15 protein-coding genes are annotated in these 12829 nt (G+C 44.0%); 7 read left to right on the top strand and 8 right to left on the bottom strand.

Going from position 1 to position 12829, the window contains the following annotated elements; genetic code table 11:
* Window positions 1–68 precede the first annotated feature (68 nt).
* Genes rnr through KKOR_RS02805 form a run of 4 tightly spaced genes read left to right on the top strand, consistent with a single transcriptional unit; the run spans window position 69 to window position 4627 of the window.
* Window positions 69–2486, top strand: coding sequence for a ribonuclease R (gene rnr, locus KKOR_RS02790; protein WP_012800490.1), 2418 nt, complete (start codon window positions 69–71; stop codon window positions 2484–2486).
* A 30-nt stretch (window positions 2487–2516) separates the two neighbouring features.
* Entirely contained in the window at window positions 2517–3257 is a 741-nt protein-coding gene (rlmB, locus tag KKOR_RS02795) for a 23S rRNA (guanosine(2251)-2'-O)-methyltransferase RlmB (protein ID WP_012800491.1), read from the top strand.
* Between the two features lie 29 nt (window positions 3258–3286).
* Entirely contained in the window at window positions 3287–3958 is a 672-nt protein-coding gene (locus KKOR_RS02800; RefSeq protein ID WP_012800492.1) for a hypothetical protein, read from the top strand.
* A 9-nt stretch (window positions 3959–3967) separates the two neighbouring features.
* Window positions 3968–4627 (top strand): hypothetical protein, encoded by a 660-nt coding sequence (locus KKOR_RS02805; protein ID WP_012800493.1) that lies wholly within the window; start codon window positions 3968–3970, stop codon window positions 4625–4627.
* On the opposite strand, the gene KKOR_RS02810 is transcribed toward KKOR_RS02805, so the two are convergent.
* The 5 genes from KKOR_RS02810 to asnA form a co-directional block, all read right to left on the bottom strand.
* Window positions 4600–5553, bottom strand: coding sequence for a 5-oxoprolinase subunit C family protein (locus tag KKOR_RS02810; protein ID WP_012800494.1), 954 nt, complete (start codon window positions 5551–5553; stop codon window positions 4600–4602). The genes KKOR_RS02805 and KKOR_RS02810 overlap by 28 nt on opposite strands.
* Window positions 5550–6242 (bottom strand): 5-oxoprolinase subunit PxpB, encoded by a 693-nt coding sequence (gene pxpB, locus KKOR_RS02815; protein ID WP_012800495.1) that lies wholly within the window; start codon window positions 6240–6242, stop codon window positions 5550–5552. The genes KKOR_RS02810 and pxpB overlap by 4 nt, the downstream gene beginning before the upstream one ends.
* A 12-nt stretch (window positions 6243–6254) precedes the next feature.
* Window positions 6255–7013, bottom strand: a complete 759-nt coding sequence (gene pxpA, locus KKOR_RS02820) for a 5-oxoprolinase subunit PxpA (RefSeq protein WP_012800496.1) — start codon at window positions 7011–7013, stop codon at window positions 6255–6257.
* 50 nt (window positions 7014–7063) lie between these two features.
* On the bottom strand, window positions 7064–8287 hold the full coding sequence (locus tag KKOR_RS02825; RefSeq protein WP_012800497.1) for an Nramp family divalent metal transporter: 1224 nt from the start codon (window positions 8285–8287) through the stop codon (window positions 7064–7066).
* 66 nt (window positions 8288–8353) lie between these two features.
* Complete coding sequence (gene asnA, locus KKOR_RS02830; protein ID WP_012800498.1) at window positions 8354–9346, bottom strand: aspartate--ammonia ligase; 993 nt, start codon at window positions 9344–9346, stop codon at window positions 8354–8356.
* Between the two features lie 178 nt (window positions 9347–9524).
* Between asnA and asnC the strand changes: the two genes are divergently transcribed.
* Window positions 9525–9995, top strand: coding sequence for a transcriptional regulator AsnC (gene asnC, locus KKOR_RS02835; RefSeq protein WP_012800499.1), 471 nt, complete (start codon window positions 9525–9527; stop codon window positions 9993–9995).
* A gap of 17 nt (window positions 9996–10012) precedes the next feature.
* Here the strand turns inward: asnC and KKOR_RS02840 are convergent, their stop codons facing one another.
* The 3 genes from KKOR_RS02840 to KKOR_RS02850 are packed head-to-tail and all read right to left on the bottom strand — an operon-like array spanning window position 10013 to window position 11975.
* Entirely contained in the window at window positions 10013–10492 is a 480-nt protein-coding gene (locus KKOR_RS02840; RefSeq protein WP_012800500.1) for a pilin, read from the bottom strand.
* A 3-nt stretch (window positions 10493–10495) separates the two neighbouring features.
* Window positions 10496–11479 carry a type II secretion system F family protein gene (locus tag KKOR_RS02845; RefSeq protein ID WP_012800501.1) on the bottom strand — a complete coding sequence of 328 codons (984 nt, stop codon included), beginning with the start codon at window positions 11477–11479 and terminating at the stop codon, window positions 10496–10498.
* Window positions 11466–11975, bottom strand: a complete 510-nt coding sequence (locus tag KKOR_RS02850) for a hypothetical protein (RefSeq protein WP_012800502.1) — start codon at window positions 11973–11975, stop codon at window positions 11466–11468. Before KKOR_RS02850 ends, KKOR_RS02845 begins: the two co-directional genes overlap by 14 nt.
* 191 nt (window positions 11976–12166) lie before the next feature.
* Here KKOR_RS02850 and rpsF point away from each other — a divergent pair, with 191 nt between their 5' ends.
* Both rpsF and rpsR read left to right on the top strand, forming a co-directional pair.
* Window positions 12167–12571, top strand: a complete 405-nt coding sequence (rpsF, locus tag KKOR_RS02855) for a 30S ribosomal protein S6 (RefSeq protein ID WP_012800503.1) — start codon at window positions 12167–12169, stop codon at window positions 12569–12571.
* Between the two features lie 14 nt (window positions 12572–12585).
* Window positions 12586–12813 (top strand): 30S ribosomal protein S18, encoded by a 228-nt coding sequence (gene rpsR / locus KKOR_RS02860; RefSeq protein ID WP_012800504.1) that lies wholly within the window; start codon window positions 12586–12588, stop codon window positions 12811–12813.
* The last annotated feature ends 16 nt before the right edge of the window (window positions 12814–12829 follow it).

Consider the following 12829-nt stretch of genomic DNA (forward strand, 5'->3'; position numbering starts at 1 on the left):
CTTAGATTGGATAACCGTTACAATGGCTCAGAGCTATTATTTGATGGTTCTGTAACTAGGAATACTATATGTCAAAAAGAAAGAATCAGGATCCGCAGGCTGAGTTAGAGTCTCAGCGTTATAACAACCCCATCGCAAGTCGCCAGTTTATTCTGCAACAGTTGAAAGAAGCGGGCGAGCCAGTATCGCTGGACCAGCTAGCCAAGCGATTGGAGATGAAGGAACCTGAACAAATTGAAGCATTACAGAAACGCCTTAACGCCATGGAGCGGGATGGACAGTTACTCTGTAACCGTAAAGGACGCTTCTGTTTAGTAGATGCTACCGATCTGGTACGCGGAAAAGTATTGGCGCACAGAGATGGCTATGGCTATTTGGCGCTGGAAAAAGGTGGTGACGATTGGTATTTATCACCACGAGAAATGCACTCTGTATTTCATGGCGATAAAGTGCTGGCGCGAGTCCGCAATGTAGATCGTCGTGGTCGCACTGAAGGTGCTATTGTTGAAATCCTCGATGGCTCAACCAGCCATATTGTGGGGCGCCTGCATGAAGAGAACGGTCTACGCTTTGTGACCTCCGAAGATCCCAGAATTCTACATGATTTAATGATCTCGCCAGATGACAGCATGAATGCTGAAGTTGGCCAGGTGGTCGTCGCGCAAATTGTGCAACGTCCGAAGCGTAATCAACATGCTCGCGGTATCATCACTGAAGTATTGGGTGATTATTTATCGGCGGGCATGGAAATTGAAATTGCTATTCGTAATCATCAGATCCCGCATGAATGGCCGGATGATGTTTTGTCCGAAGTGGGAGAGTTGCCGGTAGATGTTACTGAAAAAGACTGGCAGGGTCGCGTCGATTTGCGCAAGCTGCCGCTGGTGACTATTGATGGCGATGATGCACGCGATTTTGATGATGCGGTTTATTGTCGCCGAAAAGCTAAAGGCGGCTGGACTTTATGGGTTGCCATTGCGGATGTCAGTCATTATGTGCGTCCGGGCACTGCACTGGATGACGAAGCTATTGAACGCGGTAACTCGGTCTATTTCCCAGAGTTTGTGGTACCGATGTTACCAGAACTGCTATCCAATGGTCTCTGCTCATTAAAACCGAAAGTTGACCGCTTATGTATGGTTGCTGAAATGTCTTTATCAGCAACAGGTCAGGTAACAGCGACCAAGTTCTACCCTGCCGTGATGCATTCTCATGCCCGTTTCACTTATGAAAAAGTGTGGGGGATTTTAAGTGGTGATGAAGCATTACAGAAAGAGTATGCACCGCTGGTCGGTGATATCAAAGAGCTGCATGAATTATTTAAGGCTCGACTGAAATTGAAAGAAGGTCGTGGAGCGATTGAATTCGAAACCACTGAAACTCAAATCGTTTTTGATGAAAATAAAAAGATCGAAAAAATTGTCGGTCGCGTGCGTAATGATGCGCATAAAATTATTGAAGAGTGCATGATTTGCGCCAATGTGGCAGCTGCCGAGTTTATTGAGAAATATGAAAAACCGGGTGTATATCGTGTTCACGAAGGACCATCAGAAGAGCGATTGGAAAAATTCAGAGCATTTCTTGGTGAACTGGGTATTTTCCTGTTCGGTGGTTCAACACCAGAACCAAAGCATTACCGCGAATTGCATGACGCGATTTCAGAGCGCCCCGATCAAGAGCTGATTCAGACCATGATGCTGCGTTCGATGATGCAGGCCGTTTATAGCCCAGATAATCAGGGACACTTTGGTTTAGCTTTCGATTCTTACACCCACTTCACGTCGCCTATTCGACGCTATCCGGATTTACTGGTACATCGAATTATTAAGGCGATTCTTGCGCGTGAATTCGATGCTCCGGGTACTGATGGTGGTGTCGATTATCAAGAAAAAGAATTAGTAGCCTATTCCGAACACAGTTCAATGACCGAGCGTCGTGCCGATTTGGCCACCCGAGATGTGGTTGACTGGCTCAAGTGTGAATACATGCTAACGCGCGTTGGTGAAGAATATTGGGGAACCATTTCCAGTGTCACCAGTTTCGGTATTTTTGTTGCGTTAGACGAGTTGTTTGTAGAGGGACTTATTCACATCAGTGAGCTAGGTGATGATTACTATCACTTTGATGCCCTGAAAATGCGTCTAATTGGCGAGCACAAACGACAGTCTTATCGTGTAGGCGACCGCGTCAAAATTAAAGTTGCCAATGTTGATATGGACCAGCGGAATATCGATTTTGCATTACTTGATCGTGAGTATGTAAAACGAGAAGAACCGAAAGGTCAGGAACGCAAAAAACTTTACGCAAAAGCTAAAAAACCGGGCTCGCTTAGCGGTGATGGCAAGAAAGGAAAAGACGGCAAAAAACGCCGTGACTACCGAAAAGGCTCAAGCAAAGGTGCCAAACCAGAATCCGGTAGCGCCAAGAAAGGCGCGAAAAACGCCAAGCCAAAACGCGGTAAGAATGGCAAGAAAAAAGCTAAGTAGCAATTTAAACCACATTAAAAAGAGTCATCAATGTCAGAATTAGTGTATGGCCTTCATGCAGTTGAAGTCCTCTTAAAGCGTAGTAGTGACCGAGTCGAACGGTTATATATTCAGAGCAATCGTCACGACCAACGATCACACAAAGTTGTGAAGCTTGCGCAAGATAAGAATATTGAAATTATTCAGAAAGAGCGGCAAGAGCTGGACGAAATGACCGATCAGCGTCACCAAGGGGTGATCGCTGTTTGTCGCCCCGAAAAAAAGAAAAGCTTCCATGAAAAGCATATTCCAGAATTGCTAAGCCAAATTGATGAGGCGCCATTTATTCTGATCCTGGATGGCGTGACCGACCCGCATAACCTGGGAGCCTGCTTACGAAGTGCAGATGCAGCCGGTGTGCATATGGTCATCGCACCCAAAGACAATGCCGCCAGTATCACCGATGTGGTGCGTAAAGTGGCCTGTGGTGCCGCTGAAACAGTCCCTTTTATACCTGTAACCAATTTAGTTCGCGCAATGAAACAGCTGCAGGAAGCAGGAGTCTGGATTGCTGGAACCGCAGGCGAAGCCGAGCAGGATATCTATCAAGCCAACCTGAAAGGACCATTGGCAATTGTGATGGGTGCTGAAGGCGAGGGTATGCGTCGTTTGACTCGTGAAAACTGTGACTACCTGATTAAAATTCCAATGGCCGGCGAAGTATCCAGTTTGAATGTGTCTGTAGCCACAGGGGTAACCTTATTTGAGGCGGTGCGACAAAGAATAAAATAATGGTGTTAAATGAAGGAAAGGAAATAATAATGAACAAAGTAGTTTATGTTTTATTGGGTTTATCTTTAGCGGCAAATGGTTATTTTTTATTAAATAGCGACTCCCAACAAGAAAAAGTAATAGTTAAAGAAGTAACTACACAAAAAGCAGAGATTAAACAGCAGATTGAAGACAAAGCCGTTAAGCAGGTAGCATCCGAGGAAAACAAAGGTGTCAATCAAGAGCAACTGTACCTTGATAAAATTGCTGAACTAGAAAATGAAATTGCATTGCTAAAACAGCAACAGGATGAATCCACCTCAAAACCATTGGGCGGATCAATTATTTCGACAAGTAAGACGATGGATAAAGAACTTGTAGAAAAGCTTAGACTAGATGAGAATAAAGCGAAGGAAAACTTCAAAAGGGAATCTGTTGATCCTGCATGGGCATTTAAACATCAGGATGAAGTTTATGAACTATTTGCTAATTCTGATATTACCAATGAAATAAGTCTTAAAGATGTAACCTGCAAAGCTACTGTCTGTAAGGTCACAATGGAAACTTTTGATGATAAGCATTCCAGTAAAATGATGGCAATGATGGATGCTTCTCAATTATTTGATAGCAGTGAATTGTTAAGAAACTTAAGCAATCAAGCCAATATTGTGTCAGGGACCAACGAAATTTTTATGTATCTTTATCAGGAAGATGAAGAGTAAGGAATAGTAATGAAATTTATTTATATTGCATTATTGTTTGTTTCTGTGGCTTTAAATGGTTATTTATTATTCAATAAATCTCATTCTGGTGAAGGCAGCAATTTACAAGAGAAAGCCCAAGAGAGAAATGTTTATAAAGTAAGCGTTGTTGAATCAGAGGTAGGCAATGAAATTGCGCAATTAAAACAAAAACTTTCTCTAGCGGAAAAAGAAATACAAAATTTAAAGCAAGAATCCCAAAATGCCTCATATCAACCTGAAGAATTGGCCTCTGACTTTAAAACTGACTTAGATTCGACAAAAAGAAATGAGTACGTTTATGAAGATATTGAGAAGAAAAATCAAGCGAAAGCAAAGCAGTATCAGACAGAACAGGTTGATCCAGACTGGGCTTATGATTCTGAGGAACATATTTCAAGCATGATTACCAATTCAGATTTGAATTCTGACCTTAGCCTACAAGGTATTCTCTGTAAAACAACAATGTGTAAGTTAACAGTAATTCCTTATAAAGATACTGATAAAGAGTCTATTGCAATTTTAATGGGTGTTAGCATGCTTGCCTTCGAGTCACCGAGGTTTAGAGATTACCACACACGATCAATTCCTAATGAGGAAACAGGTGAGCTTGATATTTATTTCTACCCTGCAGATGAAGAGTCAGAGTAGACATCTAATAATTGTTCCATCAAGTTAGTTTTTTCTTTAAGCAACTCAATGGCATCATCGATATCGACAGGTTGAAAGCTAATCGAGTCATTAGCTTTCAGCTGTCCTAATATCGGCAAATCTGCTGTAATAACCTGTCCAATTCTAGGGTAGCCACCGGTTGTTTGACCATCAGCTAAAGTGATAATAGGTTGACCATCTGGAGGGATCTGAATAGTGCCTGGCGTTATGGGTGCGGTGGTCATCGACAAAGCTTTTTCTGTTTTGAGCGCTTCTCCTTTCAGGCGCATTCCCATGCGGTTACTGTGGCTGGTAACTTGATAGGGCGACTGTATGAAAGACTTTTGCATGTCGTCAGAAAAGCGTGTCCACTCTCTACCTTCAATAAAACGTATTTGATAATTATCACCAAACTGAAGCTGTAGTTCTTTAGGTGTTTCTTTTGCTTCAGACATGAAGAAATTCTTCAAAGTTAGCGTGTCATTATTATTAAAAGCACTTCCCTCAAAGCCACCAAAACTAGCCATTAAGTTTGTTGAATGGCTGTCCATGATTTTGGGTAAATCAGGAGCTGCTGAAAAAGCCAGATAAGCTCTGGCACCATTAACTAACTTGCCAAAAGTTAACCGTTCTCCTTTGCTAACTAATAGCGTTTGATGCATATCGACCGGAATATCATCAATAGAAAGTTCAAAGTGAGCACCGGTCACGGCTATGGCCATGTCCTGAGTGAATTCGATAACTGGCCCCGCCTGAGTGATTTCAAGGCAAGCAGAGTTAAGTGGTTTGCTGACTAACCAGTTTGCGATTTGCAGGCTGACAGGATCGAGCGCACCATTGTTGGGAATGCCATAACGCCTGAACCCTGTGCGGCCAAGATCTTGTAAACTTGTTTGCAGACCAGCTTTGATGAATCGAATACTCATGCTGTTGCCTCACTGAGCTTTTCGAACTCTTCATAGCTGATAGGTACAAAGCGCACTTTATCGAGTGGACTGGCAACGGCTGGTGGTGATTTTGTAACATCCAGCATAATCATTGGCGTGCGACCGATGATCTGCCAGCCGCCAGGACTGGCAATCGGGTAGATGCCCGTTTGGCTACCGCCAATACCAACAGAACCAGCTTCAATTTTAGTTCGCGGGTTATCACGGCGAGGGCAGTGTAGTCGTTCCTCTAACCCACCTAAATAAAGAAAACCCGGCAGGAATCCAAGCATATAAACGGTGTAGTCTTGGCTGCTGTGGGCTTCAATTAACTGCTCAACGCTCATGCCACAGTAATCCGCAACATAGTCGATATCTTCTGCAACTCTTGCGTCATAGCACACCGGAATTTCAATGGTTCGACTGCTACCGACGCTTACCGGCTTTGCCTGATCAATAGCCGTTTTAACCTGTGATAAAGCCTGTTCCGGCTGAAACTCCAGTGGCTCTAATATAACCAGCAGACTGTTGTAGGCAGGAACTAATTCGATAAAGCCAGTTGGTGAGCTTTGTCGAATGGATTCAGCTACGCCCAGAATGTAACGCAAAAGATCTTCTGAAGTATCACCTTCAAATTCAATTAGTATTGAATGATCACTGTTAATGAAGAGTTGATAATTGTATGGCATGGTTATAATTAATTAACTGATCTCGATGTCGTGTTCGCGCAGTAATTGATAGAGTCGCTGGGCTATATCTTTGGCATTGGGGTTGTCACCGTGCAGACAGATGGTATCCACTTTCAAAGTCAGTGGAATACCTTCAATTGAGCTGATGGCTTCTCCTTTTGCCAGCTTGAGCGCCTGGCTAAGACTCTCTTCAAGCGATTTATGCATTGCCTGTGTGTGGCCTCTCGGAACTAGATGAGTATTGGCATGGTAATTTCTGTCCATGAAACCTTCATGTAAGAAATTTAAACTCAGCTCTTGTGCCACGGTAAATAGGTTGGACTGAGCAAGCCCCATCAGTTTGATATTAGCATTAAAATTTTTAACTTCATCAGCAATGATATAGGCTAATTCTTTGTTGGCAGTCGAATCATTGTATAAGGCGCCATGTGGTTTGATATGGTGCAAATCAGTATTTTGACGCTGACATTCTTCCGCAATCGCTTCGATTTGCTGTCGCAAAGTCTGTCTTAACTCCTGTTCACTAATCTTCATAGTGACACGGCCAAAGTTGTCTTTATCCGGGTAGGAGGGGTGGGCGCCAATTTTCAGTTGGTTGTGAATCGCATTGGCGATCGTCACTTTAATACTTTCCTGATTACCAGCATGACCACCGCAGGCAATGTTGCAGGAGGAAATATAAGGCATCAGGTGCGAATCAGCCTCCCATTGCTGTGGGTTGATGCTTTCGCCCAGATCGCAGTTAATGTCGATGGATTGTTTGGTCTTCATAGTCCGCTATTTTAGCACACCCCAGTGGGGTCTTGCTGTTGCCCCCAGCTTTAATTGAGAAGCCCGAAAGCTGACATCAGACTGCGAGTACTGAGCATTAGCGTCACCAGAACTACAAGTCCACCCAGAAGATTTTGCAGCAAAGAATTCTTATGCTTGCCTAAAAACGACTGGTTCATAGTCCATAGCAGGAAAATTGCAACTACCGGCAATAAGATGCCGTTGGCAACTTGTGCAAACCAGATAATTGAGATCGGCTTAAAACCAATTGAAGCAAGGATGACCCCGGTGATCAAAATACTGATCCAGACAGCGCGGAATTTAACAGAACGCATATCATTGCCAAGCTTCATCAAACCAGCTAGCGCATAAGCTGACGCCAGTGGGGCAGTAATCGCTGACGTGATACCGGCAGAGAACAAACCCAGAGCCATCAGGTATTTGGCGCTCGCACCAAACAGGGGCTCAAGGCTCAGAGCCATATCAGCTGCTGAGCTGATTTCAATTTGTTTAGCAAAGAAAGCACTGGCGGCGGTGGAAATAATGGCCATGGTAATCAGGCCACCCAGTGGAATCGAAATCCACAGATCTCGTCGTGCTTCCGGTAAGTCCTGTTCATTGTGCCATTTCTTTTTGGCGCTGCTGGCGTGAAGAAATAAATTGTAAGGAACTACGGTGGTACCGATTAAGGCTATAACTGTTAGTGTTGCGCCATCTGGTAATGTTGGAATGAATAGGCCAGAGAATAGCTCACTGAAATCAGGCTTGGTGATAATAAAGGTTAGCAGGAAAGACACGCTCATCAACAGTACGATAGCTATCAGGAAACGCTCGATAAGCTTGTAGCTTCCGGTCCACAAAAGGGTGAAAGCAATGATACCGATCAGTAAGGCCCAGCCGTTAAGAGTGCCCGCCAGAAACCACTCGCCAAACACCGCATCAATACCAAGCGTTGCTCCGGCAATATTGCCGCCTTCGTAAGCAGCATTACCAACCACGATGGCGCTGATGACCAAAATAACGGCAACTGCTTTAGCTGTTGGATTAGTGAATTGCTCACGAATCGACTCGCCCAGACCTTTGCGACCAACCACTCCCAGACGCGCAGTCATCTCCTGCAGAATCATGGTCGCGACAACTGAAAACACCAGCGCCCACAACAATACAAAACCAAAACTGGCACCAGCCTTGGTAGCGACGGTGACCGTGCCGGGGCCAATAAAAGCGGCCGTGACCAAGGTCGCAGGCCCAAAAGAAAATTTACGTTTGTTCACAGGGGTGTGGTGTGAGTAAGAATCTTTTGAGCCTACTGATTTATGTAGCTTTAAGCAAGTTAGCTACTACAACAACCCCACCGCTACTTCATCTGGCCAGACGCTAAACTGCACCTGTCCAATATGGGCTTTCATTAACAGCAACATGATTAAACGCGACTGTCCGATACCGCCACCAATGGTTAGCGGTAATTGATCCTTTACCAATTTCTGATGCCACGGCATATGCAGGCGATATTCGCATTGGCGCAGTGTGAGCTGTCGTAGAAGTGCATCCTTACAAACCCGAATGCCCATGGAGGAAAGCTCGAACGCATCCTGAAGTATTGGGTTCCATACCAAAATATCGCCATTCAGACCATGCAAGCCTTCGCTGGTTGGAGTGCTCCAGTCATCATAGTCGGGCGCGCGGCCATCGTGGATAGTGCCGTCTGCTAACTGGCCGCCAATTCCCATCAGGAAAACGGAGCCGTATTCTTTGCAAATTTCATGTTCGCGCTGTTTGGCGGTGAGTTCTGGATAGCGTTGGCGAAGAGTCTCGCTATGAATGAATGTGATTTGTTCAGGTAAGATGGGTTCGCGCCCCATTTGTTGTGCGATAAATAGGTCGACCGAGCGCATCGCACCATAAATCTGCTCAACGGTTTGTTTCAGGAAATCGATGTTTCGTTGCTCTGCAGAAACCACTTTTTCCCAGTCCCATTGATCCACATATAAGGAGTGGCGTTCACTCAATGATTCCTCATCAGGACGCAAGGCGCGCATCTGAGCGACAATGCCATGACCAGGTTGAAATCCTCCACGCGCCAACAATAGCCGCTTCCATTTAGCCAGCGACTGTACAACTTCCAATTGTTTGTTAAGGGTTTTGCTTGATACCGAGACCGGACGCTCAATACCGTTTAAGTCGTCCTGCACGCCATCGCCCTTAATGGTCAAAATCGGTGCTTGAACCTCAATCAATGATAGAGCATCGCAAAGAGTTTCAGTGAAGCGGCTTTTAATGGCTTGAATGAGCTTTTGATCCTGAACAAAAGCCTTATGTGGTAACTGTTGCATGGTGAACCCCTTTTCTTATGATTCGTTGTTATATCTACAACTAATTTACTTAATGAACTATATTTATCTAATTTATATGGATAAGATGCAATATCTGTCTAACAAAAGACTATTTAAGTAATATAAAATATAATTTATCGGGCTTTTGTTGAGTGAAGACGAAATAAGGGGCTGAAAAGTGCAAAAAGATTATCAAATCGACAATCTGGATAAATCAATACTGTCAGAGTTATTACGCGAGGCGCGCACGCCTTATGCCAAAATTGCCGAGCAACTGGATGTGAGTGCAGGAACAATTCACGTTCGAATCGAGAAAATGCGTCAGGCGGGAATCATTAAAGGCACTAAGGTGAGAATTGAGCCGAAAGCATTAGGTTTTGACGTATGCTGTTTTGTCGGTATCTTCCTGAAAAGTGCGAAAGACTATCAACCGGTGGCAGCATTGCTGGAGCAAATTCCAGAAGTGATCGAAGCTTATTACACCACTGGGCAATACAGTATTTTAACCAAAGTGATTACACCCAATATCGAGACCTTCCAGGATGTGTTGATTAATAAACTGCAGGTGATTGAGCAGGTTCGTTCTACGGAAACCATGATATCCCTGCAAAATCCAATCCATAGGGATATCGATGGGTTGTTAACTTAAAAAGCCCGGATGAAATCTTAACGGCAACTCGAAGGCAGGTACTTAGCTTCTACTGTGGTTTTATTTTCACCAGCCGCACTCATACCTTCTGGTGGCTGGTCGCCACCACAAACCCAGGAAATAGGGCTGGTTGGACTGGCGGTGACATAAATCGGTCTGATACTTAATATTTTGCCATCCAATGGGGCATTAACTTTATTGCCCAGTGTTACATGAATGGCACCATCCTCCACCTGAATTCCGCTGACATAATTACCCAATAAATGTTCAGGCTTGGGCGCCCCAGCCTCAAGGTTATCAGCCGGAAACTTGGTGTGATATTTATAATATTCATTAATCGTGCTTTGGACTTCGCTGGACAGGGCTATGCTTTCAGCAACTTTGGCGCGCACGATATAACCTTGATAGGCGGGTAAGGAGATCGCGGCTAAAATGCCGATAATGGCCACGACCACCATTAATTCAATTAAGGTAAATGCTTTGATTGGGTGTTTCATAATTTAGAATCCTGTTCCAAGTTGGAAAATAGGCAGATAAATCGATATCACGATTTGGAAAACGATAAAAATTAAGAATAGATGCAGAAGGGTAGCGATGATCCCAGTCTTCTGATGAACCGACTCAATGGCCTGAGTTTCAACTGAGCTTAATAAGTTGGGGCTTTCCTGCTCAAAGGTTTGTAACGCAAACAGTGCAAGCAGTTGCTCTTTCTCTTGTGGGGTGAACAACTTGTCAAAAGTGAAACGCTCCGAGTTACTAAAGAAAGGCGAGTTTAGGGCACTTAATCGCTCAGCTTTATTTTCCGGTAATCCTTGGTGGAATGCTTTGAGATTATGGACAAAGTGAATACGGCTCAGTTGGAACATAATCCCTTTCATAATAGGGAGTTTCGTTAAGAACTTGCCCTGAGTGAAGGATTCCGCCGACTTGAAACTGGCTAGTGCAAACAGTGCAATAATTATGGCGGGAGGCAAATATAGTAGCAGTGACCACCAGGACTGCATGCGCAATACATCCATGCGAGCAACAAAACCACTGGAATGCAGCTGTCCATCGAGCAGCACAGAACTATAGATCGGTGATAGATAGAGATTGAAAGTAGTCAGAACCACTAAAGCAATAACACTCAACAAAGCGCAGTAACTCAGAATTCGCAGTAAGCGACTCTTGATGATTTGTGCAATTTGCAGTTCGCTGTTATTGGCATCGACACAATTTTGCAGCACCTCAACTTCAGGCAGTCCTAGTTCTTTTCCCCGCCTAAGTTGCTCGGTGATCGGCGAAGCACTTTTTATACTTAATTTTTCAAAGGCTCTTTCCAGACTTTGGGTCGCTTCGTAAATGGTATGCGCCTGTTGCCAGCTTTCCAGTTGGCTTTTGGGAACCTCGTTGACCAGAATATTAAAGGCTGTACGTGGCTCTTCGCCTTTTGCTAATAAATGCACAAACTGGCGTAAATAGAAAAGTTGATTATCGTTTTTCATAATAGTTTAACTTGCACATATAAGGCATGAGATGAAAAGTTTCATTGTGCTCTATCTGACAGATAGGGCGAATGACTGAATTATTAGTATCGTCCAGTGTAATGGTTAATTTGCTTTCGGGGTATTGATAAAATGGCTCCATCACCATCACCGTTTTACCTTGAGTGCTGATGAGCTCTTTAAATTTTGGGAGTTGCGCTGCGTTAACAAGGGGCTTATTGGTATATTGAGTATCTTCAAAGTGACCATGCCAGGCGTAATATTCTTGCTGACGCTCCCTCGATTCTAGTAAATGATTAGTGAGTCCCTCAACAAACGCTACTTTATAAAAGTAATCAGGTAAAGTCTTGAGTGACACAAAGGTCAAAATGCCAATAATAGCCAGCGCAGAGATAATATCCAAAGACAGCCAGGAATGGGTTCGGAAAAAGCTCTTGCCGAGCAGGAAAGGGTATTTGTTGCGCAAAGAATCCAAAGCGATTGTTCTAATCTCCATATTTCGGGTGATACTAATACAGTCGTCAGCTAAGGTCAATTTACCTTGACCAAAACCTCTAAAATCCTTAAAATACGCGCCCTTAGTGGCTATCCACTAATTTTTTGACAATCTGGTTTACTCCTTGTTGCCTTTAACTTCTTAAATAAATCAAAGAGTTATTGGTGGCTGGAAACCGAAAGGAGACTTTAATGAGACACTACGAAATCGTATTCCTAGTGCACCCTGACCAATCTGATCAGGTGCCTGGCATGATCGAACGTTACACAAAGATGATCACAGACGGCGCTGGCACAGTTCACCGCTTAGAAGACTGGGGTCGTCGTCAACTAGCCTACCCAATCAACAAACTTCATAAAGCGCACTACGTTTTAATGAACGTTGAAACTACTGGCGAAATTATCGAAGAGCTTGAAGATGCATTCCGCTTCAATGACGCAATCTTGCGTAACATGGTAATGCGTCGTAAAGAAGCTGTTACCGAAGCCTCTCCTATGGCTGCTGCTAAGAAAGACGAGAGAGATGAAAAACCTCGCCGTGAAGCAGAAGTTAAAGAAGAGAAATCTGAATCAACTGAAGAAGCTTCGGCTGAGTAATAAGGAGACATATCATGGCACGTTTTAATCGTCGTCGTAAGTTCTGCCGTTTCTCGGCTGAAGGTGTTGTTGAGATCGATTACAAAGATACCGCAACATTGAAAAACTACATCACTGAAACAGGCAAGATCGTACCTAGCCGTATCACAGGCACAAGCGCAAAATACCAACGTCAATTGGCGTCTGCTGTTAAACGCGCTCGTTTCTTGGCTTTATTGCCTTACACTGACAGCCACGAATAAGCGGCATTTTTAAGAG

It is taken from the genome of Kangiella koreensis DSM 16069, from assembly GCF_000024085.1.
Classification (GTDB): domain Bacteria; phylum Pseudomonadota; class Gammaproteobacteria; order Enterobacterales; family Kangiellaceae; genus Kangiella; species Kangiella koreensis.